Below are 24,524 nucleotides of genomic sequence, written 5' to 3' on the forward strand. Positions count from 1 at the left end.
ATGACGTCGTGGGACATCCAGCCCCAGGGGGTGCAGGGCCAGCTCAAGGTCGTCGGCACGCATGCCGGGGATCTGGAGAAGGCCCTCAACGCCCTGGTCACGGACATGCAGCAGGCCGCGCAGGCGGCGGGTACGGCCGTGCCGGGTTCGGCGGCCGAGATTCCGTTGCAGGGGCCGACGGCCTCCGGCAAGCCGCTGACGCAGAAGGCGACCGGCCCGGTCGGGGCGGCGCTGGCCGAGTACATGACGGGGCGGCAGAAGACGCACTTCGAGCCCATGGCCAAGCGCATCCAGGCGGCCGTCATCGGCGCGGCCACGGCGACCAACGAGTACGTCGAGGGTGACCTGGACCAGGCCAAGCAGGCCCAGGACGCGGCGCGGCAGGTGCGGCTGGACCTGCTGAAGGAGCTCGGGGGGAAGAAGTGAGCGAGAACCAGCCGGTCAACCCGGCCGAAATCCCGGTCTTCACCGGCAATCTCGAACTGCTCGACGAGAAGGTGAAGGCGCTGTCCGGCGCCGGTGGCAAGATCGCGACCGCCGCCGGGGACGTCCACACGTCCTTCGGCGGCCTCCGGTCCTTCTACAAGGCGCCCGAGGCGGAGCAGTTGTTCGCCACCACGCAGCCGGTGAAGGACAAGGCGCTCGACATCAGCTCCGACATGTGCACGATCGCGGGCGCGCTGGGCACCTACGCCAGTGACATCCGCCCCCTGAAGCAGAAGCTGGACGACCTGCGCCGGGACGCCGTCGCCTTCCGCGAGAAGATCGCCGACGACGACAAGTGGCGCGAGGACGGCGACCTGGTCGAGGAGAACAACGACCGCCGCAACGAGATCGCCGAGGTCTGGACCCAGTTCCAGGCCGCCGAGCGGGCCGCCCACGCGAAGATCGTCGCCCTGGTCGGCGGCAAGGCGCTGAAGGTCAACGACGGCTCCAACGGCAAGGACATGTACGGCTACGACGCCGAGGCCCTCAAGCAGGCCAAGAGCCTGCCGTGGGGCGACGCGGTGGAGGAGTCGACGCCGTGGTGGCAGGTGTGGGAGCACGCCTACGACTTCGGCAAGGGCGTCATCGTCGACGGCGTGTGGGGCACCATCAAGGGCCTGGGCACCCTCGTCGGTTTCCAGGGCTGGGACGCGGCCGGTCAGGCCTGGAAGGGCCTGGGGCAGCTCGCCACCGGTCTGGTCATCACCGCCAGCCCGCTGGGCGCGGCGTTCTGGCTGGCCGACGACAAGGACCTGCCCGGCTGGATCCGGGACTCGCGTACGGCGATGAAGGAGACCGGCAAGGCGCTGGTCGCCTGGGACCAGTGGGGCTCCAACCCGGCCCGGGCCGCCGGCGCGGTCACCTTCAACGTGCTCACCACGGTCTTCACCGGCGGCGCGGGCGGCGCGGCGGCGGGCGCGGGCAAGGCGGGCGCGGCCGCCAAGGCGATCTCCTTCGCGGGCAGGGCCGGCCGGGCGATCGACCCGACGACGTACCTCTTCAAGGGCGCGGGCGCGGGCATCACGAAGATCGGCGACGTGATGAACGGCCTCAAGGGCATGGGCAACATCAACATGCCGCCGATCCCCGAGGGCACGGTCGTCCTTCCCGAGGGCTCGCTCATGCGCCCCGACGGCACGATCAACCTGCCCGACGGTGCCCCCGTGCCCGCGGGCGCCATCGAGGTGCCCTCCGGCGCGGTCCGCCTCCCCGAGGGCACCCCGGTCCCCACGGGCGCGGTCGACCTCGGCGACGGTGTGGTCAAGCTCCCCGACGACGTCCCGGCCCCGGCGGGCTCGGTCCCGCTCCAGGAGGGCACGATCGCCCTCCCCAAGGACACCCCGGCCGTCCCGGCGGACGCCACGCCCCTCCCGGTCGACGAGGGCGCCCCGGCGCGCTACCTCGACGGCCAGGGCAACGTCCTGGACGAGAACGGCAAGGTCGTCAGCGACGTCAAGGACGCCCCGACGGACACCGTCGACCGCCCCGCCGCCGGCGCGGACAACCCCCGCGTCGACACCCCGGCCAAGGTCCCGGCCATGGCGGGCGCCGCGGTCCACGCGGGCGACAACACCGCCATCCACCTCGGCGACAGCCTGGACACCAACCTGGGCGACGTGGGCCGCGTCCCGGACTCCCCGGCGGGCCTCGCCGACAACCTGCCCACGGGCCAGGCCGGCAACAACCTCCCGGGTGGCCTCACCGACAACCTGCCCACGGGCCAGGCGGGCAACAACCTCCCGGGTGGCGGCGCCAACCACCTCCCGGGCGGCGGCGCGGGCGACCACCTGCCCACCAACAGCCTGGACAACACCCCGCCCACGGGCGGCGGCCGCGACGTGCCTCCCGGCGGTTCGACGGCCGACAACGGCGTGCCCGGCGGTTCGACCGCCGACAACGGGGCCCCGGCCGGCCACGGCGAGGGTCCGGCCACGGGCGGCCACGACGGGCCGGACGCCGGTTCGCAGGGCACCGGTGGCAGCGGCGGCGACCACGTCCCGCCTCCGCCGCACGACGGCGGTTTCGGCGGAGCGGAGCCGACGGTGCCCGACGCCCCGCGCGGCAACCTCCCCGACGGCTCCTGGGTGGGCGAGAACGGCCTGACCCTGGACCGGACCGCCAACGCCGCCGCGGACGACTTCATGCGCCGGTCCGCCGAGGCGGAGCCCCGCATCACCGAGTCGATGCAGGCCATCGCCGGCCGGGTGGACAACGGCCGGCTGATCGGGCTCGAGTACCGCCTCAAGGGCGAGGACTCCCTCAAGCGCAAGATCGCCACGGACATGCTCGAAGACATCGGCATGGACCACACCCGGGTGCTCGACGGCATCAAGGACTCCATCCGCTACACGATGGAGGTCCCGAGCCGCGGCTACGGCCGTGGGGTGCAGCAGGCGATCGACGATCTCCAGGCCAGGGGCTTCGAGAACGTCACGTTCAAGAACACCTGGGACTCCGCCGGCTACAAGGGCATCAACTCCACGTGGCGGGACCCGGTCAGCGGCCAGGTCTTCGAGCTTCAGTTCCACACGCCGGAAAGCTTCGCGGCCAAGATGGACGGCCACGCCCTGTACGAGAAGGAGCGTCTGCCCGGAGTCAGCGCCGACGAGCTCGCGGCGATCAGGGCCGAGCAGACGGAGCTCTTCGGCAAGGTGCCCGTGCCGCACGACGCCGGTGCCATCGGCCTCGGCTCACGCGCCGCCGACGACGCGGTGTCCGGGCTCGGCAAGGACCTCGACGGGGCGGCGGACGACATCGCGTCCGTGACGGACGACGTGGGCGACCTGGGCGACGAAGCGGCCGGCGCCGCCGACGATGCCGCTCGCACGGGTGACGACGCGGCCGACGGCGCGGACGAGGCCACCAGCCCGTACACCAACGGCCCCGACGGGGGCTGGGGCGGCGCGGGCTGGGTGGAGGAGCCCTCGGCATACGCGGCGAGCGTGTACGACTCGCTCCGGGGCACCCCCAACCACGTGGACGTGCCCGTGATGGCCCGCAACACCGGCCTCAACGAGTCCGTCCTCCGCCAGGTGAAGACGCACATGATGCGGCAGTTGCACGATGTGGTCGTCCGGCCCGGCGAGTGGAAGCGCGGTCTGTTCACCCCCCGCGACGACATCGCGGCCCTGTGGGACGGCGCCCGCAAGGGCACGCTGGACGCGGACCAGATCAGGGAGTTCCGGAACCTGATGACGCACGAGTACGTGGAGAGCCGGCTGATGAAGGGCGGCCTTCCGTACCTGCACGACCAGACGGGCCTGTGGCGGTACGGCGAGGACGGCGACTTCCAGGGCAGGAGGTCCCCGAAGAGCCTCTCCGCGGCCGGTGCGCACGACCTGGCCCCCAACCCGGTGCGGGGCGGCTTCGGTACGCAGTGGCAGAAGCTCGGCCTCAAGCACCCGAAGACCGTTCTCGCCGACGATTTGTCCAACATCGATGACTTCGTGAAGGATATTGTGCAGGAGCTGCGAGCCAAGGGGGTGAACGTGAAGTGACCGAGAGCCCTTCACGCCAGGTGCTGGAACGGCTGCGTGCCGTGGACTGGGCCGATGACCTCGGCGCGTCCGACCACGCCAACTCCCGCGCCCTGCTCATGCGTGAATACCTGCGCCGGGCGGCCCTGTGGGCGCGTGCCTACGGGGCGGAGGAGGCCTGGCCCTTCTTCGACATCGCGGAGCGCGTCGACGCGGAGGTTTCCGTCCCGGCCGATGTCGCGGCCGAGCTCGAAGAAGCCCTGTCCGGGCTGGCACCCGCCTCGCTCAAGCGGACCTGCCGAGCGGCCGTCCGCTGGGCGGCGCTCCGGGACGCCCGTGACGATCTGCCCGCGGAGCTGCCGGACCCCTACGAGCCGCTCCTGCTCTTCTACGAGCGGGGCGGTGGGTACTACCTCGAGGAGTACCTCGATCTCAACGGCGCGATGATCCGGCTCGGCACCGTGGAGAGCAACGCCTCCGCCACGCCGTTCCTGACCCTCGCCCCGGCCACGCTCGACGCACTGGACGCCGAGGGGCAGATCACCTACTACGCGAAGGTGAGCGAGGACCACCCCCGGCACAAGCCGCGCGGCATCGTCCGGCGTCGCGTCGACGAGGACCAAACCTATGACGAGGCCTTCACCAGGAACCTCCGCTGGGAGCCGACCGAGTACCTGAGGCTGTACGACCTCGGTCACAACGAGGTGGACCACGTCAAGATCACCGAGATCGAGGCCGCCGCGTTCATCGAGTCGGCCACGGCGAGAATCCTCGGCTCTTCGTGAACCCCGGGTGAGCCGTTCGTGAGCCGTGCGCTTGCGTGACCTCACCCGGTGAGCCGACCCCAAGTCAAGGAGTGGCCAGGTGGTCACGCGCATACCGCGCCATGAGTTCCGCACGGACAACGCGGCCGAAGCCATGGCACCGGTCGTCAAGGGCGCCCAGGAGGTGCTCCAGCGGGTCGAGACGTCGGAGTTCGACCGATTCGACGCGCTGGAGCAGACGCTGGCGGCCGCCAAGTGGCGGTGCCTGACCGACCCCGGGGCGGCGGAGTTCCCGACCTGGGAAGCGTGGGTCACGGCCATGCAGACCGGGGTGGCGCTGTTCGACGCCGGGATGGCGGCCGAGGGGCGGGTGCCGTGCCGGATCGGGAGCATGGGGGAGGTGAGGCACCTCCCCGCGACCGGGCCGCGGGAGTACCTGCACGCGGGGAACTGGCTCACCGCGTACTACCTCGCGGTGATCTGCCGTGAGAACGAACGCGCCCACCGGCTCGCCCAGGTGCCCGTCTCCTTCCTCCGGGCGTCGGGTGCCGAGTTCGACGAGTACGTGTACCCGTGGGTGGAGACGCTCCAGCACGCCGGGTTCCAGCGGCCGGAGATGTGGGACACGCTGGTCGCGGCGGTGGACGGCACCGATCCCGAGGGCGTGCGGGTGGCGAGCCGGGAGCTGATGCTGAAGATCCTCTATCCGCCCATCGAACTCTTCCACCGTTACCGGCGCGAGCAGGTCGAGGAGTTCAACAAGGCGCTCGCCGACGCCCTGACCTGGCACAAGGAGTACTGGACCGCGAACGAGGCCCGGGCACGCAGCGGCGACGGCCTGGTGGCGCTCGGGCCGCTGGCCGTCGCCTGCCTGGCGTATGACGCGGGCATCCCGGTCGAGGTCGAGTCCGAGTACCTGCCCAAGCACCTGCTCCAGCGCAGTTGGGTGGGCGAGTACGACACCGGGGCGGTCGCGTACGACCCCGGCCTGCCCGCCCTGACGACCCGGCAGGCCGGCTACCTGCGCGACCTGGTGCGCCGGCACCACGCCGATCGTGGCACGCCCGTCACCGTCACCGGGGCCACCGTCCACGCCGAGCAGGGCACCCAGAGCCTGCACAACCTCGCCGAGTTCTGCCGGCGGGCCGATCCCCGGGCGTGGCCCGAGCTGGTGGACCGGCACTTCAGCGCTCTGGAGAGCGCCACGCACACGAAGACGGACGCGCCCGAGCGGATGCTGGAGAACGTCTTCCTCCGGCTCGTACCGGACGACGCCTTCCCGCCGGAGGTCGCGTCCTCGTTCCGTTACGCGCGGAAGATCGCGCCCGGGCTGCTGGAGACGCTGGCGCTGGACCTTCCGGAGACCGTACGCGTCCTGGACGACAAGGACGTCGCGCGCGCCGGGCTGGAGGCGCTGCGGGCCGCCGGCCGCGCCAACCTGGTCGGGGAGCCCGTCGCGTACGACACCGTCCGCACGGAGAGCGGCGCGACCCTGCACGTCGTGTCGGGCGAGTCGATGTTCGTCGCCAGCAAGGCGCTGGTCCTCGACGAGCTCGCGCGTGCCGTGACCGGGCGCGAACTACCGGCCGACGGCGCGCTGTTCACCGTGCCGAGCCGGCACCACCTCGCCTTCCACCCGCTGGAGGACCGGCACGTCGTCGGCGCCGTCAACGACCTGGCCGCCTTCGGCCTCGGCGCCCACAACGACAACCCGGGCCCGCTGTTGCCGCGGCTGTACTGGTGGCACGAGGGTGCCATCACCTGCCTCACGCGCATCGACGAGGCGACGCGCTCCTTCTCGGTCGAGCCGCCCGACGAACTGATGGCCATCATGCGGCGCCTGCACACCGCCTAGGACGGCCACACCGTCCGCCCGTCGCGCACCACCAGCGGGTCCGGCTGCCACTCCTCGGGTGTGGCGGTCGGTGGCCCTGGTGGCCAGCCAGGTGAGGAGCTCCCCCACCTCGTCGTACTGGTCCGGGTGCATTTCCTGGCGGACGGTGAGCGCCCAGCCGCCTGCGCGGCGGGGGGTGAGCACGGAGGTGAGCGCGCCGCCCACCTTCCATGCCTCCCCGTGGTGGGGGGAAGAGGGGACCGTCCTCCTCCGCGATCACGTACGTGCGCACTGGTCAAGCGCGAGCGTGAGTTCGTAGACGTCGGCCATGCCCGCACCGTATCGGCGAGCGCCCGGGTGCCGGCCCCCGGGCGCCCTGACGGCGGGTGTCAGCAGTACTTCGACGAGCCGGTGGCGCTCCACGAGCACGAGTCGACGAGGGTGCCCGACGCCTTGCGCAGGTAGGCGGTGTCACCGTCGTTGTTCCACACGTACGCCGACCGGCCCCAGTACCGGTGCCCCGCGGTGTTGCTGCCCCGGCCGGTGTGGACCGTCACGTACCGCTTGGCGCCGATGGTGCCGCTGAAGGTGTACGTCCAGCCGGCCCGGTCCTTCAGCTTCCAGTTGGTGAGGGAGATGGCGGCCGAGCTGGAGTTGTAGAGCTGCACCCACTCGGCGTTCAGCGACGTGTTGGAGCGGTCGTCGGTGCCCGGCGAGTTGTAGTACACGCGGTAGATGCTCACACCGCCCGCCGCCTGGGCGGGAGCGGCGGTCAGCAGGCCGCCGGCGACGGCGGTGGCCACGACGGTGGTGGAGACGGCGAGACGAACCTTCAAGAATCCTCCCCAAGGTGAACCGTGCGTTCCACGGCGGGGAAAGCACACCATATGGTGATGTTGTTACCGGTCGGTTTCGACCAATCGGGAGTGAACCGACGCGGTCTCGTCCCCGGGCCGTACCGCGCGTAGCGTGATCCGCCCTACTGGCAGGCGAGTTCAGGGAGACGCTGATGCGTGATCAGGACCCCGTGGTGATAGACGCGACCGGCAGCGACATACACGGGGAGGCCGCGCGGTTACGTGAGCGGGGCCCCGTCGCGCGCGTGGTGCTGCCCGGTGGGGTGGAGGCGTGGGCGGTCAGCAGTCCCGGGGCGCTGAAGCGGCTGCTCACCGATCCGCGGGTCTCGAAGGACCCGCACCGGCACTGGCCGACCTGGATCAACGGCGAGATCCCGCCGGAGTGGCCCCTGTACACCTGGGTCGCGGTGCGCAACATGTTCACCGCGTACGGGAGCGAGCACAAGCGGCTGCGGACCCTGGTCGCCAAGGCGTTCACCGCGCGCCGGACCGCCGCTCTGCGGCCGCGCGTGGAGGAGATCACAGCGGGCCTGCTGGACCGTATCGCCGAGGCGGGCCGCGGGGGCTTGGTCGTGGACCTGCGGGAGGCGTACGCGTACCCGCTACCCATCCAGGTGATCAGCGAGCTGTTCGGCCTTCCCGAGGAGAAGGGCGAGGAGCTGCGGTCCATCGTCGACAGCCTCTTCCACACCTCCGCCGATCCGGAGGAGGTCACCGGCACCTACACCCGGCTGTACGCCGTGATGGGTGAACTGGTCGCCGCCAAGCGCCGGTCGCCCGCCGACGACATGACCAGCGCCCTGATCGCGGCGCGTGACGACGAGGGCGACACCCGGCTCAGCGAGCAGGAACTGCTCGACACCCTGGTGCTCATGATCGGCGCCGGTCACGAGACCACGGTCAACCTCATCGACAACGCCATCCACGCCCTGCTCACCCACCCCGAACAGCTCGCCCTCGTCCGGGAGGGCCGCGCGTCCTGGGACGACGTCATCGAGGAGACGCTGCGCTCGGACGCGCCGGTCGCCAGCCTGCCGCTGCGGTACGCGGTCGAGGACATCGAGGTGGACGGGCTGGTCATCCGCCGGGGCGACGCCATTCTGGCCGCGTACGCCGCCGCCGGGCGTGACCCCGAGCGGTACGGGAAGGACGCCGACCGTTTCGACGTCACCCGGGCCGACAAGGAGCACCTGGCCTTCGGCCACGGGGTCCACTACTGCCTGGGCGCCCCGCTGGGCCGCATGGAGGCCCGTATCGCGCTGCCGGCGCTCTTCGAGCGGTTCCCGGACATGGTGTTGGCCGTGCCGCCGGATGAGCTGCGGCCGGTGGACTCCTTCATCTCCAACGGGCACGGTTCGCTGCCCGTACGGCTGGGTTCGCGGGCCGGGGGCGTGTAGAGCGCGGCGGCGCGTGGCGCGGCACGGATGATGGCCGCGACCCGATCGTCCGTCACGGCCGGGTGCGCAGGCGGCGGCGCGGGCAGGCGTGGGCGGCCGCGAGCAGCGCCTGGACGCGGTCGCCGAACTCGGCGGCCTCGCGCAGCGCCGGGGTGAAGGGCAGCCGTACGTCGTGGTGGGCGCTGGCGTGTTCGAGCCGGAGGGTGACCCCGTACCGGTCGAGGGCCAGCGGCACCACGCGCCGGACGCCGTGCAGGTGGCGCGGTTCCACCAGCCGGGCCAGGCGCGCCACCGCGTCGGGGTGGTCGTCGGTCAGGTGGAGGAGCAGCGCCGCCTCGTGGTCCGCCAGCGGATCCGGCGCGGCGAGGACGAATTCGTCCAGGCCCACGAAGACGACGTCGTCGCCCGTGTGGAGGGTGACGCGCACGGGGTCCAGGCGCAGCGCGACTGCGTCCTGGCGGGCCTCCGCCCGGGCCTCCGCTCCGCGCCGGGCCCGGGTCAGCCACCCGGAGAGCGTCACCCTGGCCCGTACCCGGTCCCGGACGGCGGTCGGCGCCACATCGGTGAACTGGAGCATGGCGGCCAGATCGCCCCCGGGCGCACCGGCCACCGCCGCGGCGAGGTGGCCGTCGGCCGGCAGACGCAGCGTCAGCCGGCCGCGCTCGTCCAGGCGGTGGACACCGGCCAGGTCGCAGCGGTACCCGTGCGTGATCACCGTCAGCGACCGTGCGGCGGAGAGCACCGAGCGGACCCGTTCCGCGTCCGTCGGCTCGGTTGTGCGGGCATCGGGGACACCGCTCATCATCTCTCCTCACTTAGGTAAGCCTTGCCTAAGCTACCGGATGGGGGCTGGGTACCGCCACCATCGCGCCGGAGGGCATCCGTCCGGATCGCCGTACAACCTCCGAGGCAGGTGGGTGGTCATAGCGTCAGAGCGATCAGAGGTTCGACATGGGAGCAGACATAGACATGACCGCCCGCAGGAAGAGACGTCCGGGCTGGATACTCGGTCCCGCCGTCACCGCGCTCGCGGTGACCGGACTCGCACCGGTCCCGTCCGCGTCGGCGGCGGAACCGTCGCCGACGGGCGAGGCCGTCATCACGCTCGGCACCTACGACGGCCGCAACGTGAGGCCGGAGCAGATCGCCCTGGGCGGTGGGCGGCTCACGGCGACGGGCTGGCCGGATGCGGAGACGGGGCGCGTCCTGTACGAGTACGACCTGCCCGCCCACGGCAGCGTCCAGCCCGGCCCCCAGCGGATCGTCGAGCGCAACTTCTGGATGAACTATCCGTGCGCCGGCGACCCCGACGAGTTCTGCAGCGAGTTCGACTCCCGCCTGTGGGCCCTCGGCGACGGGCGCGTCGGCTACCAGGTGCCGCACGGCGGCCAGGACGCCTCGGGCGGGCAGGTGCCGTCCAGCAGCGTCGGGCTCGCCTCTGGGCACCCTGCGGGCGGCGACTTCGTGGCCGGCGCGGCCGGGCAGTACGTCATCGTCGACAACTGGGAAAAGCGCCAGCAGCTCATCGGCTCGTTCGACAAGGCCGACGCGGGCGAGGGAAGCCTGGTGCACTCCCGGCCCATCACCGCGTCCTCGGTCTGGGGCGACAGCCTGTGGCAGCCGGGCACGGCGGCGGGCACCGTCAACGCGTACAACCTGCGGACGAAGGCCACCACGCCCGACATCGACGTCGACCCCGGATCGGACTGCGTGCCCGACTCGATGCAGGCGGTCGGGCGCTGGCTGTTCTGGCAGTGCGACGAAGAGGCCCGGGCCGGGGTGTGGGACCACCAGAAGGCGAGCGGCATCCCGGTGCAGGCGATGCGCTGGGGGCAGCTCGGCGACGGCTTCCTGGTCGGCCGGCCCGCCGACGGCGAGCTGCGGCTGCTGGACTTCCACCGGGGCGCCGGTGAGACGCCGTCCGAGCGGGTGCTGGCGCAGCGGCCGACGATCTCCCGGTGGACCGTCGACAAGTACGGCGGCCACGTGGCGTACGTCGACGAGGAGAACCGGATCCGGATCGTGCCGGTGGACGTGCCGCGCTCGCCGGTGACCGCTCTCGACGCGCGCACGACCACCACGATGGACCTGCGTCCCGGGGCGAAGACGCCGGCGTGGAGCGGCCAGTGGCGGCTGAGCCGCCCGGTGGCGTCCTGGACGCTGACCTTCTGGGACGCCCAGGGGAATCTGTCGCGGACGCTGACCGGCACGGGGCGGGACGGTGCCGCGATCCGCGCCACGTGGGACGGCCGCACCGCCGACGGCAGGCTCGCGCCGGGCAGGCAGCACCGGTGGATGCTGACCGCCGACCCGGGCGACGGCGGCCCGCACCGGAGGATCGGTGAGGGCACCACGCTGGTGGTGGGCGGCCGTTCCGTGTACCGCGACGCCTCCGGCGACGGGCTCGGCGAGTACTACGCCATGACCAGCGGCGGCAAGCTCTCCGTGCACTACCTCGGCACGAACACGGGAACCTTCGTGCACCACGGGTGGGACCCGGCCACCCGGTTCATCCCGTTCGGCGACATCACCGGTGACGGCTGCGACGACATGCTGCTGAAGACCAGCGACGGCAAGCTGTTGCGGGCCAGCGGCGGTTGCGAGGGCCGCTACGCGCCGGTCGACCACGCCACCCCGCACGCGCAGATCGGCAAGGGCTGGAACTCGTTCGACGCCGTCACCAGTCCCGGCGACATGACCGGCGACGGCCGGCCGGACCTGCTGGCCCGCCAGACCACCACCGGTTACCTGTTCCTGTACCGGTCGAACGCGTCCGGCGGCCTGGACGCCGCCGTCCGCGTCGGCACGGGCTGGAAGGGCTACCGCCTGATCGGCGCGGGTGACATCGACGGCGACGGGAACGGCGACCTGCTGGCCCGTGACAGTTCGGGTGAGCTGTGGCGCTACAGCGGCACCGGGAAGGGCACCTTCAAGCCCCGGGCCCTGGTGTTCCGCGACTGGGGCGCCGGGCGCACGGACATCATCGGCGTCGGCGACGTCACCGGCGACTCCCTGCCCGACCTCCTCTCCCGCGACACCAGCGGCAAGCTGCTGCGCAACAAGGGCAACGGCAAGGGCTCCTTCGGGGCGACGGCCACGATCTCCACGGGCTGGCAGAACTACCGCGGCCTGTACTGACACGCCCGCCGTACGCCGCGTACGCGCTCTACGGCGTACGCGGCGTACGGCAGCGGGGGCAGACGCCGCTGAGTTCGAGGGTGTGCTCCACGTCGGCGAACCCGGAGGTCTCGGCGAGGCGTTCCGCCCACTGTTCGACGACGTCGGTGTCGACGGCCTGACTGCGGCCGCACCGGCGGCAGATGAGGTAGTGCCGGTGGCCGGCCGTCGGCCGCCACCGGTACAGCCGTTCGCCGTCCGCGTCCCGCACGGTGTCGAGCCGTCCGTCGCGGTCGAGCGCCTGGAGCGTGCGGTACACGGTGCTCAGGCCCACGTGGAGGCCGGCGCCCGCCATCCGGGCGTGCAACTGCTGCGCGGAGACGAAGTCCTGACACGCGTCGAGGGCTTCCAGGACGTCGGCACGCTTCTGCGTCGAGCGCGTACCCACCCGCGCCCTCGCCGCACCCGCCATCTCCGACCTCCCGTTGACCCCGGCCCCGTCGAGCCCCATCGGTTGCGGCATGCTAAATGAGAATGATTTCCAGGTCCATTGAGCCCCCTCGCTAGGCTGCGCGTATGAGCCTTCATGTGGTCATAGGATTCGGGCCCGCCGGAGCGGCGACCGCACGGCAGTTGGTCGACAAGGGCCATGAGGTACGGGTCGTCACCACGTCCGGCCGGAGCCCGGAGCCGGGCATCGAGCACCTCGCGCTGGACGCGACGGACGGCAAGCGGCTCACCGCTGCGGCACGCGGCGCTGCCGCGATCTACGGCTGTGCCGCACCGCCCTACCACCGCTGGGCGAGGGACTGGCCACCGCTGGCCTCGTCGCTCCGCGCTGCGGCCGAGGCGACCGGGGCCGTGCTGGTCATGCTGGGCAACCTCTACGGCTACGGCCCGGTGGACGGACCCATGACCGAGGAACTCCCGCTCGCCGCGACCGGCGCCAAGGGGCGGGTGCGCGCCGCCGCGTGGGAGCAGGCGCTGGAGCTGCACGAGCAGGGCCGTATCCGGGCGGTCGAGGTGCGGGCCTCGGACTTCTTCGGCCCCGGTGTCACCGACGGCGGGCACCTGGCCGCGCGCGTCGTGCCCCGGTTGCTGCGCGGCAAGCCCGTCTCCACGCTCGGTGACCCCGACGCGCCGCACAGTTGGAGCTACCTCCCCGATGTCGCCAGGGCCCTGGTCGAGGTCGCGGGCGCGGAACGCGCCTGGGGGCGGGCCTGGCACGTCCCGGCCGAACCCCCGCTGTCCGTGCGGGAGATGGTCGAGCGCCTCGCCGCCGAGGCCGGGACGGGGCCGGTCGCGGTGCGAAGGCTGTCGCCCGCCGTGCTGCGGGTCGTGTCGCTGGTCTCGCCGCTGATCCGTGAACTGGCCGAGATCAGCTACCAGTTCGACCGCCCCTTCGTGGTCGACTCCAGCGCGTACGAGGCCGAATTCTCGGTACGGGCCACCCCCGTCGAGGAGCAGGTCAGGGCGACGGTGGACTGGTGGCGCGGGCGGACGGCCGGGACGGGGTGACCCGTCAGCGCGTCACCAGTGTGACTTCGGTGGCCTTGACGGAGGTGAAGACCGGCGTGCCGTCGGTGAGGCCCAGGTCCGCCGCGGCCGCCGGGGTGATCTCGGCGACGAGGTCGGGGGCGTGGTCGGAGGTGACGAGGACCCGCATCCGGCTGCCGACGGCGGTGAGTTCGCGTACGGTGCCGGGCCAGGTGTTGCGGGGGCTGCCGGTGGGCCTGTCGCGGTGGAGCGAGACGGCCTCGGGAGCGATCACGGCGAGGGCCTCCGTGCCGGGCGGGACGGGGTCGGCGGCGATGACGGCGGTGCCCCCGGCGAGGGCGAGGCCGTCGGCGGTGGCGGTGCCCGGCCAGGCGTTGCGGCCGAGCATGCGGGCGACCCAGGGGGAGCGGGGGTGCCGGGTGACCTCGGCGGGGGTGGCGTCCTGGACGGCGCGGCCGGCTTCGAGCACGAGCACCCGGTCGGCGAGCGAGACGGCTTCCACCGGGTCGTGGGTGACGATCAGGCAGACGCCACCGAAGCCGTCGAGGTGGCGGCGCAGGGTGTGGCGGACGTGGGCGCGGGTGGTCTGGTCGAGCGCGGCCAGCGGCTCGTCGAGGAGCAGCAGCCGGGGGCGGGCGGCGAGCGCGCGGGCCAGGGCGACGCGCTGGGCCTGGCCGCCCGAGAGCTGGCCGGGGCGCCGGTGGGCGAGGTGGCCGACGCCGAGTCGGTCGAGCCACCGCTGGGCGGCCGCCCGTGCCTCGGCGCGGGGCACGCCCTGGGTACGCAGCCCGTACGCGGTGTTGGCGAGGGCGGTCAGGTGCGGGAACAGGGCGCCGTCCTGCGGGACCCAGGCGACACCGCGCCGGTGCGGCGGCAGGCCGGTGACGTCGGTGCCGCCGAGCCGGAGGCGGGCGTGGGCGCGGTCGGTGAGGGCGAGCAGGGCGCGCAGGAGGGTGGTCTTGCCGGCGCCGTTGGGTCCGACGACGGCGATGGTGGTGCCCGGGTCGGCGTCGAGGACCAGGTCGTTGAAGCCGGTGACCTCGGCGTGCAGGGCCCAGCGGCGGACATCGGCGTCGGGCGCGGGCGCGGGCGCGGATGCGGGTGCTGATGCGGCGGCGAGGGGCGCGGTGCCGTCCCGGTCGGGACGGGTGCCGTCCAGGTCCGGCGCTGTGCCGCCCCGGTCCGGCGGGGGCTCCTCGGCCGTGGGCGCCGTGCCACGGGGTGCCGTGGTGAAGCGGCCGCGCAGCGCGACGAGCACGGCCATGGCGATGGCGAGCAGCAGCAGGGAGACGGAGGTGGCCGCCTCCGGCTGCTCCTGGAGCAGCAGGTAGACCTGGAGCGGGAGCGTCTGGGTGGTGCCCGGCAGGTTGCCCGCGAAGGTGATGGTGGCGCCGAACTCGCCGAGCGCCCGCGCCCAGGTCAGCGCGGCACCCGCCGCCAGCCCGGGCGCCACCATCGGGAGCGTCACCGTGCGGAACACCCGCCACGGCGAGGCGCCCAGGGAGGCCGCGGTCTCCTCGTACCGCTCACTCAGCCCGGCGAGCGCGCCCTCCAGGCTGATGACCAGGAACGGCATGGCGACGAAGGTGGCCGCGACGACCGCGCCGGAGGTGTGGAACGGCAGCGTGATGCCGAACCAGTCCTCCAGCCACGGCCCCAGCAGCCCCCGGCGGCCGAACCCGACGAGCAGCGCGACGCCGCCCACGGTGGGCGGCAGCACCATCGGCAGCAGCACCAGCGACCGGACGAGCGCCTTGCCGGGGAAGGAGACCCGCGCCAGCAGCCACGCGAGGGGCACGCCCAGCAGCATGGACAGGCCGAGCGCCCAGACGGAGACGACGAGGGACAGCCGGAGCGCTTCGAGGGACTGCTCGGTGCCCAGGTGCTCGCCGAGGTCGCCCCACGACGTTCGGGCCAGGATGCCGATCAGGGGCAGCAGCAGGAACGCGACCGCCAGCAGCGCGGGCAGCGCCAGGGCGACGGGGGTGCGGCAGTGCGGGAGGAAGCGTCTCATCGGTGGGTCCTGGACTTCCTGAGGAAGGGCGCGTGATGGCCTGTCATGGCTTCTGGAAGCCCGCGTCCCGGAGGATCTTCTGACCCTCGGGACCGGACAGCCAGGACACGAACGCGGCCGCCGCCTCGGCGTGGCGGGAGTCCTTCAGCGTGGCGGCCGGGTACTCGGCGATGGCGTTCTGCGCGTCGGGGATCGGGACGGCGTCGACCTTGCCCGGGGCGCTTTCGGCGTCCGTCCGGTAGACGAGACCGGCGTCGGCCTCCCCCAGCTCCACCTTGCTGAGAACGGCGCGGACGCTCGGCTCCTGGGAGACCGGCTTCACCGTGATCCTCCGCGCGGCGAGGATCTTCTCGCTGTACTTGCCGGCCGGCACCTCGGGCGCGGCCAGCACGACCTTCAGCTTCGGGTTCCCGAGGTCGTCCAGGGTGCCGACCTTCTTCGGGTTGCCCTCGCCGGTGACGATGACGAGGCGGTTCTTCGCGATGACGGACCGGGTGCCGGTCTCGCCCTTCACGCCGTCCATGCTCCTGGTGTCCGCGGTGACCAGCACGTCGGCGGGTGCGCCCTGCCTGACCTGGGAGACCAGCTCCTGGGAGCCGGCGAAGGAGAACGTGACGCGCGTGCCGGGGTGGGACTTCTCGTACGCGGCCCCCGCGGCCCGGAAGGCGTCGGTGAGCGACGCGGCGGCCAGCACGGTCAGCTCGGCCTTCGGCGCGGAGCCGGCGCCCTCCTCCGTGCCGCCGCCACCGCAGGCGGCCAGCGGTACGAGGAGCGCGGCGGTGATGACCGCGGCGACGGCACGGCGCCGGGGGAGGGGCTGGGGCATGGCGGTTGACTCCTGGTCCGTGTCAGGGGCGGTCGATGTGCACGTTGGTGGACTTCACGCGGGCGGTGGCCTGCATGCCGACCTCCAGCCCCAGTTCCTCGACCGCCTCGCGGGTGAGCAGGGAGACGAGCCGGTGCGGCCCGGCCTGGATCTCGACCTGGGCGGCGACGTCGCCGAGCTTCACGGCGGTGACGATGCCGGGGAAGGCGTTGCGGGCCGTGGTGTAGGGCCCGTCGTCGTCACCCGGGGTGCCCTGGGCGACCTCGATCGAGAAGGCGGCCAGGTCCCGGCCGTCGATGAGGCGGCGCCCGGCCTCGTCGCGATGGGTCGCGATCCGTCCGGCGTCCGCCCAGCGGCGCGCGGTGTCGGGACTGACGCCCAGCAGCCGCGCCGCCTGACCGATTGTGTAGGACTGCATGTGCGCCACGCTAGGGCTGTCAGGCTCGCATATGCAATTGTCTGAGGCTTCCTCCATGGCAGATGCGAGGTCCTCGGATGAACGCCCAAGAGCCGGCGGGCAGGGGGCCGCGCGGCTGCCTAGCATGGGAGGAGGCGATCGTCCCGAGCGGTCAGGGTGTTGCGAATGGCGCGGCGACTACTGGGGCGGGAGCGCGAAGAGGGGCGTCTGCGTGAGGCACTCGCTCGGCTACCGGGCGGTGACGGCGGGCTGTGGCTCGTCGAGGGGGACGCGGGGACCGGCAAGACGACGCTGGTGGAGTCCGTGCTCTCCGCTCTCCCGTCGGCATGGCGGGTGATGCGGGGCGGCGGGCCGGGCGGCGGGGTGCCGTACGGGCCGCTCAGGACCGCGCTCGGTGGCCGGGTGCCGGGGGCGGAGGGTGCCGAGGGCGACGTGCCGGCGGCTGTGAGGGAGGCGTTCGAGCGCCTGGCGCGGGACCGTCCCACGGTGGTGTTCCTCGACGACCTCCAGTGGGCGGACGCCGCGACGCCCGCCGTGCTGGGCGCCTGGGCGGCGCCGGAGGCCGGGCTGCCGCTGCTGGTGATCGGGGCGTACCGCAGTGACGAACTGCCGCGCGGGCACCCCGTGCGCGACCTGCGGTCCACGGTGCGGCGGGCCCCGGGAGGCAGGGACCGGCAGGTGCGGCTGGGGCCTCTCGGGCCCGAGGACAGCGCCGCGCTGGTGCGGCGCGTGCTGGGGGAGGCGGCCGCGCGGGACGTCGTGGACACCGTGGTGCGGCGCGCCCGCGGTGTGCCGTTCTACCTGGAGGAGCTCGCGGCGGCGGTCGCCGAATCCGGGAGCGCCGAGGTGGTGCCCGAGTCGGTCAGCGACGCGGTGGTGCAGCGCGTGGCCAGGACGTCGGAGCCGGCGCGCGCGGTCGCGCAGGTGGTGGCCGTGGGCGGGGCGGTACCGCTCGACGTGCTGGCGGGGCTCGGCGCGGAGGAGGCGGCGGTCGAGGAACTGTTCGACGCCGGTGTGCTGGTGGAGCATCCGGGCGACGCCCCGGCCGCCGGTGCCGTGGCCGGCGGGGAGCAGCAGGCCGTCTTCCGCCACGCCCTGATGGGCGAGGCCCTGTACGCGGCGACCCCCTGGGTGCGCCGCCGCCGGCTCCACGGCGCCCTGGCCCGGGCCCTGGAGGCACACGGTGAGCCGCCCGCCCTGGTGGCCGCGCACTGGGAGAAGGCCCACGAGCCGGGGCGGGCCCGGCCGCTCCTGCTGGCCGCCGCCGAGGCCGCGTGCCGGGTGCACGCCTACCGCGACGCCAAGGACGCGCTCGGCCGGGCGCTCGCCCTGTGGCCCCCGGGCGCGGACGGCGCGGCCCGGCTGCGGGCCCTGGACCGGCTGGCCGAGTGCGCCGAGCGCTGCGGCGACACCGCCGGGGCGGCCCGCGCCTGGGAGGAGGTGGCGGCCGCCCACCGGGCCACGGGGGACCACGCCGGGCTGGCCCGGGTCAGCCGGTGCCTGGCGGGCGTGTACGAGCTGGCGGACGACTGGCCGCGCGCCCTCGCGGCCCGGTACGCGGCCGTCGAAGGTTTCACCCGCACCGGCCGGCGGGCCGAGGCCGCGGCGGAGCGGCTGGCGGCGGCCTCCCACCTGCACTCCGCCGGCGACCTCAGCGGGGCGATGCGGCTCGTACGGGAGGCGTGGGCGGACATCGACGCGGCGGCGCCGGAGGTGCCCGCCGAGCTGCGCGCCCGCGCCATGGGCGTGGAGGGCCTGATCAGGACCAAGCTCGGCGAGGGAGCGGCCGGCGCCGAGCTGACCCGCAAGGCTCTCGACCTCGCCCTGAGCCGTGGCCTCGACTCCCTCACCGCCGACATCTACTACCTGTACGCCGACGCCCTGGAACAGCGCACCGACTATCCGGCCGCCCTGGACGCCTGGACCGAAGCGCTCACCTTCTGCCGCACCCGGGGCCTGGACGCCGACGCCCACGTCTGCCTGGCCTGCCTGACCCCCGCGCTGCGCCACACCGGCCAGTGGGACCGCGCGCTCCAGGCCGCTCGCGAGGTGCTCGCCCGGGACGGCGCTCCCGAAGTGGCGCACATGGTGGCCGCCGGGGAGATCGGGCTGATCCTCGCGAACCGGGGAACGACGGCGTCGGCACGCCGCCATCTCGCCCGCGCCGGGGCGTACGCGCGGGTCCACGAGCTGTTCGGGCTGGAGATCGACACCGACTGGGGCCTGGCCCGGGCCGACGCGCTGGACCACGACGACACCAGCGCCACCACGCGGCTGCGGGAACTGGCCGCCCGCTGCCTCGCCCGCGAGGAGCGCCACTACTCGGTGGCCGCGCTGCGCTGGGCCTCGACGTACTTCGCCCGCCACGGGCACCCCGGCGACCTCGGCGCGTGCACGGACGCCCTGGCCCGTATCGCCGCCGCCACGGGCACCGCCGAGGCGACCGCCGCGCTGGCGCACGCCCTCGCGGAGGCGGCCCTGCTGGAGGGCGACGCCCGCCGGGCCGCCGACCTGTTCGAGCGCGCGCTCGGCTTCCTGGGCGCCGTCGCGCTGCCGCCCGAGACCGCCGAGACGCAAGCGAGGGCCGGGGCCGCCCTGGCCGCCGCCGGTGACCGGACGAAGGCGGTCGAGCGCCTCGTCGGCGCGTACCACACCGCACGCGCCCTCGGCGCCCGTCCACTGGCCACCGCGGCGGTCCGGGAGCTGGAGGCGCTCGGCGAGGACGTACGCGTACGCCACCGGCCGGGCGACGCCGCCCGGCTCACGCGGCGGGAGGGCGAGGTGCTGCGGCTCGTCGCGGCCGGGCTCACCAACGCCGAGATCGCCGGCCGGCTCTTCCTCAGCACCAGGACCGTCGACATGCACGTCCGCAACCTGCTGGCGAAGCTGGGCTGCCACACCCGTACGGAAGCGGTGCGGAGAGCCGAGGAACTGGCCGTCCTCACCACCGTGGCCTGACCGGTCGCACCCGTCCCCGACCGGCCGCGCGAATACGGCAATTTCGCCGTTCCTGCCGGTCCGTCCCCTCCATAGATTCGGTGCGTGACCAGGATTCGGTGCGTGACCAGGAGGAGTGAGGAACATGGAGACCAGGACGACGACCATCGAAGACACCACCGCGATGTGGACGCGCGAGCCGGACCGGGCACGCAGCGCCCCGACCGCCACCGCGCGCGTGGAGGGCGGCCAGGCCGCCATCCAGACCGGCCCCTTCACCCTCCGCGCCGACCTGCCGGCACCGCTCGGCGGCACCAACCAGGCGCCCAGCCCGACCGCGCTGCTGCTCAGCGCGCTCGCCGGCTGTGCCGTCGCCTTCGTGTACGACACGCTCGGCCCCCAGCTCGGCGTGCGGATCGACGGCGTGGAGGCGACCGCGCGCTGCGCCGCCGACGCGCGTGGCCTGCTGGGCATGGACGGCGCGGAGCCCGACCTCCGCGACCTGGCCGTGGACATCACGGTCGACTGCCCGGACGGCGAGGAGGCCGTCGCCGAGGTCGCCCGCGCCTGGCGGGAACGCTGCCCCATCTACCTGGCGCTCCAGCGCCCCACCGACGTGGCCGTGCGCTTCCGCGCGGCGGCCTGAGGAGGAGGCGGCCATGTCACTGATGGAGTCACTCCGGCCCGGCATCCACCCCCGGAAGGCCACGCCGGACGAGACCGGGCCCATCGCCCGGACGCTCGCGTCGGCGTTCTTCGACGACCCGGTGATCGGCTGGGCGTGGACGAACGCCGACAGGCGCCGGCGGATCCTCCCGGACTTCTTCGAGCTCTGGGTCGCCGGCTGCATGGAACACGACGAGGTCTACACGACCCCCGACCTCGCGGGCGCCGCCCTGTGGATGCCGCCGCACGTACAGCGGGCGTTCGACGACAGGGCCGACGCCTTCACCGCCGACGTCGAACGCGCGTCCCGCGAATTCGCCCCCGCCGTCCTGGAGTTGCTCACCCTCCTCGACGACCACCACCCGCACGAGCCCCACTACTACCTGCCCATCATGGGCACCCGCCCGGACCGCCAGGGCCACGGCATCGGCGCGGCACTCCTCGACACGGTGCTGGACGAGTGTGACCGCCGGGGGATGCCCGCCTACCTGGAAGCCACCAGCACCCGCAACCAGTCCCTCTACGCCCGCCACGGCTTCCACCCCACCCGCGACCTCCGCCTCCCCAACGGCCCCACGCTCCACGCCATGTGGCGCGAGCCGAGCGCCTGACGACCGTCACCCCGGCGGGCGCAGGCCTGCCAGGGTGACGGTGACGAGCCGTCGGACGGCGGCTTCGGAGGGCAGGTCGCCGGCCGCGGCGAGGGCGTGGAGGCAGTAGCTCGCGAGCTCGTCGGGGGCGACGTCGGCGCGGAGGCCGCCGGTCGCCGCCACTTCGTGCAGGAGCTCCCGGAAGAGCGCGAGGAGCTGTCGCTGGGCGTGGTCGACGTGCTCGCCGCGGTGCAGGAGCGCCGCCAGTTCCTCGGTGCCGTGGCGGCGGCGGTGGTGGCAGATGAGCGCGTACCGCTCCAGTACCGCTTCGAGCCGTTCGCCGGGGTCGCCGGGCCGGTCGCGGAGTTCGGCGAGGTGCGCGAGGTGGGCGGTGACGTGCCGCTCGTGACGGGCGGTCAGGATCGCCGTGACGTCGGGGAAGTACTTGTACAGCGTGGCCCGGCCGATGCCGGTCCTCTCGGCGATCTGCGTCATGGTCACCGACATCGGTCCGTGCTCCGCCACCAGCGCCCAGGTGTTCTCCAGGATCGCCTCACGGACGGCGTTGCGGTGCGTCTCGATGGTCTCGTTCCACAGCTTCGGCACGCCGCAAGTGTACGGGGCGACCAGGCCGTGACAGGCTGACGTGTGGTAGACACAGTGTCTCGTAAACTGGTGTGGTCCGACGGAGGAGTCCCATGGCCGAGTCACCTCGCCACCCCGACCGGGGAACGCCCCCACCCATGCCGCGCTGGGTGAAGTGGCCCGCGATCGTCATCGGCATCGTGGTCCTGCTGTTCGTCGTCCTCCAACTGACCGGCCATGGCGGCGATCACGGGCCGGGACGACACCTGTCCGGCAGCGGTGTGCCGCAGGCCGGCGTCACGCAGGAGTACGTACGCCGATGACCATGTCCCCGCGCCTCCGCAAGGCCGTCCTCACCGCGCACGTCACGACCTCGCTCGGCTGGCTCGGCGCGGTCGCCGCGTACCTCGCCCTCGACGTCGCGGCCGTGGCCGGTCAGGACGTCCGGACGGTGCGGGGCGCGTACCTGGCGATGGAGCTGATCGCCTGGTACGTCATCGTTCCGCTGGCCCTCGCGTCGGTGCTCATCGGGGTGATCAACGCGCTGGGCACCCAGTGGGGGCTGTTCCGGCACTACTGGGTGCTGGTCAAGTTCCTGCTCACCCTCCTCGCCACCGCCGTGCTGCTGGTGGAGACGCGGACCATCGGCGCCCTGGCGGACGCGGCGGCCTCCGGAGCCGACCCCCGGGAGCTGCCCGGTACCCTCGCCCATTCCGTCGGCGGCCTGGTGGTCCTGGTCCTCATCACGGTCCTCTCGGTGTTCAAGCCACGGGGCCTGACCCGGTACGGGTGGCGCAAGCAGGAGCGGCAGGGGGGTGACGACCAGGCGGGGCGATCGTCACGAGGGGCGGCCGGCGTGGCTTGGTAGGGTCCCGCGCGGGGGTCGAACGTGAACCCGAGCAGCGACGTACGCACGGGCGGTGCCCTCCGGCGCCTCCTGCCGACACGAGGTGCAACCCGACCATGAACGTCTGCGCAAACCCGCCCCGCCGGCCACGCCGCCGCGCCCTCGCCGCCATGGGGGCCTTCGCGGTGGGAGCCCTGCTCCTCGCCGGCTGCGGCGAAGGCCCCACCGGTGACGCCGCCCCGGCGGGCGACGACCACAGCGAAGCCCACCAGGAGGCCGGCCAGGAGGCCCACCGGCAGGGCTCCGCCATACGCAGCCACATCCACGGCCTGGGCATCGACCCGGCCGACGGCCGGCTGTACGTGGCCACCCATGAGGGCATCTTCACCGCGAGCGGATCGGGAACGCCGCAGCCGGTGGGAACCAGCAGGGACGACTTCATGGGCTTCACCGTGACCGGGGGCAGGACGTTCCTGGCCAGCGGCCACCCGGCGCCCGGCGGCGACCGGCCCATGAACCACGGGCTGATCAAGAGCACCGACGCCGGGAAGTCCTGGCGGACCACGTCGCTCCGGGGTGAGGCGGACTTCCACGCCCTGGAGTACGCGAAGGGCACCATCTACGGCTACGACAGCACGGGCGGCCTGCTGCGCGTCAGCGAGGACGGCGCCGCCTGGCAGGACCGGGCCCGGCTCCAGGCCCTGGACATCGCCGTCGATCCCGCCGACCCGGACCAGGTCGTCGCCAGTACGCCGGAGGGCGTCGCCCGCAGCACGGACGGCGGCAGGACCTTCGCCCCCGGTGAGGCGCCGGCCATGGAGTTCCTGTCCTGGGCGGCGCCGGAGGCCCTGTTCGGCGTCGACTTCACCGGCGCGCTGAGTGTGAGCCCGGACGGCGGATCCACCTGGCGGAAGACGGCCACCGTGCCCGGAGGCGGGCCGCAGGCCCTGACGGCCGTGAACGAGCGGCACATCCTGGTGGCCACGCAGAACGGCGTCTACGAGTCGAAGGACGCCGGAGAAACCTTCACGAAGCGGCTCACCGTGGCGAGCGAGGGCCACCACTGACTCCGTGCCGGCGTCACCGCCTCCGTGCCGGTCGTCACTGACTCCGTGCGGGCCGTCAGTGGTAGGCGTGGACGACGGCGTGGCCCTTACCGCGGCCGATCATCCACTTGTTCACCGGCGTGGTGATGAGGAAGGCGACGGCGAAGCCGCCCAGCAGCGCCGACCAGAACAGCCCGTCCGAGAGGTGGGCGTCCAGGGCGCCGGGCGTCAGCGCGATGATGAGGTTGTCCACCAGTTCCATGATCGCGATGGACACGGTGTCGGCGGCGAGGGCGACACGGATCGCGGCCTTCAGGCTGAGGCCCGCCTTGCGCACGGCGTAGAGGGTGAACGAGTAGCCGAACAGGAACGCCAGGGCGATCGCCAGCACCATGGTCGGGACGTTGCTCCAGAGCAGCGCGGTGCCGATCACCATGCCCAGGATCTCGCCCAGCGCACAGCCGGTGAGGCAGTGTGCCGTCGCCTTCGCCGCGGTACCCCAGGAGGCACCCTCGGCACCGTGCCCCTGGTGATCGTGGGCGTGACTCTCCCGAGCCGACGGGCCGGCCTGGTGATCGGGGTGATCCATGTGATCCATGTGGTCCATGACGTACTCCCTCTCACCCTCCAGTGTGGGTGCATGACCGCGCTCGCACATACCGCGGGGCGGCGGGCGGAGGCGGCGGAGCCGGTTACTCCGCGGCCGCCGGGGCGATCTCCTCGATGAGTCCTTCGACGAGCTTCTTGATCTCGTCGCGGATGGGGCGTACGGCCTCGACGCCCTGGCCGGCCGGGTCGTCGAGCTTCCAGTCCAGGTAGCGCTTGCCGGGGAAGACCGGGCAGGTGTCGCCGCAGCCCATGGTGATGCAGACGTCGGACGCCTTCACCGCGTCGACGGTGAGGATCTTGGGAGTCTCGGCGGACATGTCGATGCCGACCTCGCGCATGGCCTCGACGGCGGCCGGGTTGACGCGGTCGGCGGGGGCGGAGCCGGCCGAGCGGACCTCGACACGGTCCCCGGCCAGGTGGGTGAGCCACGCGGCGGCCATCTGGGAGCGGCCGGCGTTGTGGACGCAGACGAACAGCACGGAGGGCTTGTCGGACATCGAGGTCTCTCTTCACGTCTTCGCATCGGTACCCGGTGGTGTCAGCCACCGATGATGTGAA

The 24,524-nt window shown here is 73.2% G+C and carries 22 protein-coding genes; 13 read left to right on the top strand and 9 right to left on the bottom strand.

Features of this window, described 5'->3' with window-relative positions:
- The 4 genes from ACZ46W_RS17385 to ACZ46W_RS17400 all read left to right on the top strand — a co-directional run bounded on the left by ACZ46W_RS17385 (nt 1) and on the right by ACZ46W_RS17400 (nt 6,581).
- On the top strand, nt 1-426 hold the full coding sequence (locus ACZ46W_RS17385; protein ID WP_468338102.1) for a DUF6507 family protein: 426 nt from the start codon (nt 1-3) through the stop codon (nt 424-426).
- Entirely contained in the window at nt 423-3,983 is a 3,561-nt protein-coding gene (locus tag ACZ46W_RS17390) for a hypothetical protein (RefSeq protein WP_468338105.1), read from the top strand. The genes ACZ46W_RS17385 and ACZ46W_RS17390 overlap by 4 nt, the downstream gene beginning before the upstream one ends.
- Nucleotides 3,980-4,747, top strand: coding sequence for a hypothetical protein (locus ACZ46W_RS17395; protein WP_468338108.1), 768 nt, complete (start codon nt 3,980-3,982; stop codon nt 4,745-4,747). The genes ACZ46W_RS17390 and ACZ46W_RS17395 overlap by 4 nt, the downstream gene beginning before the upstream one ends.
- A 79-nt stretch (nt 4,748-4,826) precedes the next feature.
- Nucleotides 4,827-6,581, top strand: a complete 1,755-nt coding sequence (locus tag ACZ46W_RS17400) for an immunity 49 family protein (RefSeq protein ID WP_468338110.1) — start codon at nt 4,827-4,829, stop codon at nt 6,579-6,581.
- Between the two features lie 368 nt (nt 6,582-6,949).
- On the opposite strand, the gene ACZ46W_RS17405 is transcribed toward ACZ46W_RS17400, so the two are convergent.
- Nucleotides 6,950-7,396, bottom strand: a complete 447-nt coding sequence (locus ACZ46W_RS17405) for a lamin tail domain-containing protein (protein WP_468338113.1) — start codon at nt 7,394-7,396, stop codon at nt 6,950-6,952.
- Nucleotides 7,397-7,569: 173 nt separating this feature from the next.
- Between ACZ46W_RS17405 and ACZ46W_RS17410 the strand changes: the two genes are divergently transcribed.
- Complete coding sequence (locus ACZ46W_RS17410; protein ID WP_468338116.1) at nt 7,570-8,814, top strand: cytochrome P450 family protein; 1,245 nt, start codon at nt 7,570-7,572, stop codon at nt 8,812-8,814.
- Between the two features lie 52 nt (nt 8,815-8,866).
- Here the strand turns inward: ACZ46W_RS17410 and ACZ46W_RS17415 are convergent, their stop codons facing one another.
- Nucleotides 8,867-9,616 (bottom strand): DUF2470 domain-containing protein, encoded by a 750-nt coding sequence (locus ACZ46W_RS17415; protein WP_468338119.1) that lies wholly within the window; start codon nt 9,614-9,616, stop codon nt 8,867-8,869.
- Nucleotides 9,617-9,783: 167 nt separating this feature from the next.
- Here ACZ46W_RS17415 and ACZ46W_RS17420 point away from each other — a divergent pair, with 167 nt between their 5' ends.
- Complete coding sequence (locus tag ACZ46W_RS17420) at nt 9,784-11,952, top strand: FG-GAP-like repeat-containing protein (RefSeq protein WP_468338122.1); 2,169 nt, start codon at nt 9,784-9,786, stop codon at nt 11,950-11,952.
- Nucleotides 11,953-11,980: 28 nt separating this feature from the next.
- Here the strand turns inward: ACZ46W_RS17420 and ACZ46W_RS17425 are convergent, their stop codons facing one another.
- On the bottom strand, nt 11,981-12,454 hold the full coding sequence (locus ACZ46W_RS17425) for a Fur family transcriptional regulator (RefSeq protein ID WP_468338125.1): 474 nt from the start codon (nt 12,452-12,454) through the stop codon (nt 11,981-11,983).
- A 53-nt stretch (nt 12,455-12,507) separates the two neighbouring features.
- Here ACZ46W_RS17425 and ACZ46W_RS17430 point away from each other — a divergent pair, with 53 nt between their 5' ends.
- Entirely contained in the window at nt 12,508-13,449 is a 942-nt protein-coding gene (locus ACZ46W_RS17430; protein ID WP_468338128.1) for an NAD-dependent epimerase/dehydratase family protein, read from the top strand.
- Between the two features lie 4 nt (nt 13,450-13,453).
- On the opposite strand, the gene ACZ46W_RS17435 is transcribed toward ACZ46W_RS17430, so the two are convergent.
- Genes ACZ46W_RS17435 through ACZ46W_RS17445 form a run of 3 tightly spaced genes read right to left on the bottom strand, consistent with a single transcriptional unit; the run spans nt 13,454 to nt 16,686 of the window.
- Nucleotides 13,454-15,442 (bottom strand): ABC transporter permease, encoded by a 1,989-nt coding sequence (locus ACZ46W_RS17435; protein ID WP_468338131.1) that lies wholly within the window; start codon nt 15,440-15,442, stop codon nt 13,454-13,456.
- 43 nt (nt 15,443-15,485) lie between these two features.
- Nucleotides 15,486-16,268: a molybdate ABC transporter substrate-binding protein gene (gene modA, locus ACZ46W_RS17440; protein WP_468338134.1), complete on the bottom strand. Its 783-nt coding sequence runs from the start codon at nt 16,266-16,268 to the stop codon at nt 15,486-15,488.
- 22 nt (nt 16,269-16,290) lie between these two features.
- Entirely contained in the window at nt 16,291-16,686 is a 396-nt protein-coding gene (locus ACZ46W_RS17445) for a TOBE domain-containing protein (RefSeq protein ID WP_366128210.1), read from the bottom strand.
- Nucleotides 16,687-16,851: 165 nt separating this feature from the next.
- Here ACZ46W_RS17445 and ACZ46W_RS17450 point away from each other — a divergent pair, with 165 nt between their 5' ends.
- From ACZ46W_RS17450 to ACZ46W_RS17460, 3 genes are all read left to right on the top strand, one after another.
- A complete protein-coding gene (locus ACZ46W_RS17450) occupies nt 16,852-19,644 on the top strand; it encodes an ATP-binding protein (RefSeq protein WP_468338138.1) in 2,793 nt (930 codons plus the stop codon).
- Between the two features lie 124 nt (nt 19,645-19,768).
- A complete protein-coding gene (locus ACZ46W_RS17455; protein WP_468338141.1) occupies nt 19,769-20,269 on the top strand; it encodes an OsmC family protein in 501 nt (166 codons plus the stop codon).
- Nucleotides 20,270-20,282: 13 nt separating this feature from the next.
- The gene (locus ACZ46W_RS17460) at nt 20,283-20,900 is read left to right on the top strand and encodes a GNAT family N-acetyltransferase (protein WP_468338145.1); all 618 of its coding nucleotides are present in this window, start codon (nt 20,283-20,285) and stop codon (nt 20,898-20,900) included.
- Nucleotides 20,901-20,906: 6 nt separating this feature from the next.
- Here the strand turns inward: ACZ46W_RS17460 and ACZ46W_RS17465 are convergent, their stop codons facing one another.
- Nucleotides 20,907-21,485, bottom strand: a complete 579-nt coding sequence (locus ACZ46W_RS17465; protein WP_468338148.1) for a TetR/AcrR family transcriptional regulator — start codon at nt 21,483-21,485, stop codon at nt 20,907-20,909.
- A gap of 92 nt (nt 21,486-21,577) precedes the next feature.
- Here ACZ46W_RS17465 and ACZ46W_RS17470 point away from each other — a divergent pair, with 92 nt between their 5' ends.
- From ACZ46W_RS17470 to ACZ46W_RS17480, 3 genes are all read left to right on the top strand, one after another.
- A complete protein-coding gene (locus ACZ46W_RS17470; RefSeq protein WP_468338152.1) occupies nt 21,578-21,787 on the top strand; it encodes a hypothetical protein in 210 nt (69 codons plus the stop codon).
- The gene (locus tag ACZ46W_RS17475; protein ID WP_468338155.1) at nt 21,784-22,332 is read left to right on the top strand and encodes a hypothetical protein; all 549 of its coding nucleotides are present in this window, start codon (nt 21,784-21,786) and stop codon (nt 22,330-22,332) included. The genes ACZ46W_RS17470 and ACZ46W_RS17475 overlap by 4 nt, the downstream gene beginning before the upstream one ends.
- Before the next feature lie 95 nt (nt 22,333-22,427).
- The gene (locus tag ACZ46W_RS17480) at nt 22,428-23,378 is read left to right on the top strand and encodes a F510_1955 family glycosylhydrolase (RefSeq protein WP_468338158.1); all 951 of its coding nucleotides are present in this window, start codon (nt 22,428-22,430) and stop codon (nt 23,376-23,378) included.
- A 55-nt stretch (nt 23,379-23,433) separates the two neighbouring features.
- On the opposite strand, the gene ACZ46W_RS17485 is transcribed toward ACZ46W_RS17480, so the two are convergent.
- Both ACZ46W_RS17485 and ACZ46W_RS17490 read right to left on the bottom strand, forming a co-directional pair.
- Nucleotides 23,434-23,964: a DUF4396 domain-containing protein gene (locus ACZ46W_RS17485; RefSeq protein WP_468338161.1), complete on the bottom strand. Its 531-nt coding sequence runs from the start codon at nt 23,962-23,964 to the stop codon at nt 23,434-23,436.
- 85 nt (nt 23,965-24,049) lie between these two features.
- Nucleotides 24,050-24,463, bottom strand: coding sequence for an arsenate reductase ArsC (locus ACZ46W_RS17490; RefSeq protein ID WP_468338164.1), 414 nt, complete (start codon nt 24,461-24,463; stop codon nt 24,050-24,052).
- Nucleotides 24,464-24,524: the final 61 nt, after the last annotated feature.

This window comes from Streptomyces sp. NPDC031064, from assembly GCF_055570965.1.

What these genes read in the sequence shown, in the direction of transcription:
- ACZ46W_RS17475 (WP_468338155.1), top strand. Translation starts at nt 21,784, where the DNA reads ATGACCATGTCCCCGCGCCTCCGCAAGGCCGTCCTCACCGCGCACGTC.
- ACZ46W_RS17420 (WP_468338122.1), top strand. Translation starts at nt 9,784, where the DNA reads ATGACCGCCCGCAGGAAGAGACGTCCGGGCTGGATACTCGGTCCCGCC.
- ACZ46W_RS17445 (WP_366128210.1), bottom strand. Translation starts at nt 16,686, where the DNA reads ATGCAGTCCTACACAATCGGTCAGGCGGCGCGGCTGCTGGGCGTCAGT.
- ACZ46W_RS17435 (WP_468338131.1), bottom strand. Translation starts at nt 15,442, where the DNA reads ATGAGACGCTTCCTCCCGCACTGCCGCACCCCCGTCGCCCTGGCGCTG.
- ACZ46W_RS17450 (WP_468338138.1), top strand. Translation starts at nt 16,852, where the DNA reads ATGGCGCGGCGACTACTGGGGCGGGAGCGCGAAGAGGGGCGTCTGCGT.
- ACZ46W_RS17470 (WP_468338152.1), top strand. Translation starts at nt 21,578, where the DNA reads ATGGCCGAGTCACCTCGCCACCCCGACCGGGGAACGCCCCCACCCATG.
- ACZ46W_RS17410 (WP_468338116.1), top strand. Translation starts at nt 7,570, where the DNA reads ATGCGTGATCAGGACCCCGTGGTGATAGACGCGACCGGCAGCGACATA.
- ACZ46W_RS17460 (WP_468338145.1), top strand. Translation starts at nt 20,283, where the DNA reads ATGTCACTGATGGAGTCACTCCGGCCCGGCATCCACCCCCGGAAGGCC.
- modA (WP_468338134.1), bottom strand. Translation starts at nt 16,268, where the DNA reads ATGCCCCAGCCCCTCCCCCGGCGCCGTGCCGTCGCCGCGGTCATCACC.
- ACZ46W_RS17455 (WP_468338141.1), top strand. Translation starts at nt 19,769, where the DNA reads ATGGAGACCAGGACGACGACCATCGAAGACACCACCGCGATGTGGACG.
- ACZ46W_RS17425 (WP_468338125.1), bottom strand. Translation starts at nt 12,454, where the DNA reads ATGCCGCAACCGATGGGGCTCGACGGGGCCGGGGTCAACGGGAGGTCG.
- ACZ46W_RS17415 (WP_468338119.1), bottom strand. Translation starts at nt 9,616, where the DNA reads ATGAGCGGTGTCCCCGATGCCCGCACAACCGAGCCGACGGACGCGGAA.
- ACZ46W_RS17490 (WP_468338164.1), bottom strand. Translation starts at nt 24,463, where the DNA reads ATGTCCGACAAGCCCTCCGTGCTGTTCGTCTGCGTCCACAACGCCGGC.
- ACZ46W_RS17485 (WP_468338161.1), bottom strand. Translation starts at nt 23,964, where the DNA reads ATGGACCACATGGATCACATGGATCACCCCGATCACCAGGCCGGCCCG.
- ACZ46W_RS17385 (WP_468338102.1), top strand. Translation starts at nt 1, where the DNA reads ATGACGTCGTGGGACATCCAGCCCCAGGGGGTGCAGGGCCAGCTCAAG.
- ACZ46W_RS17430 (WP_468338128.1), top strand. Translation starts at nt 12,508, where the DNA reads ATGAGCCTTCATGTGGTCATAGGATTCGGGCCCGCCGGAGCGGCGACC.
- ACZ46W_RS17480 (WP_468338158.1), top strand. Translation starts at nt 22,428, where the DNA reads ATGAACGTCTGCGCAAACCCGCCCCGCCGGCCACGCCGCCGCGCCCTC.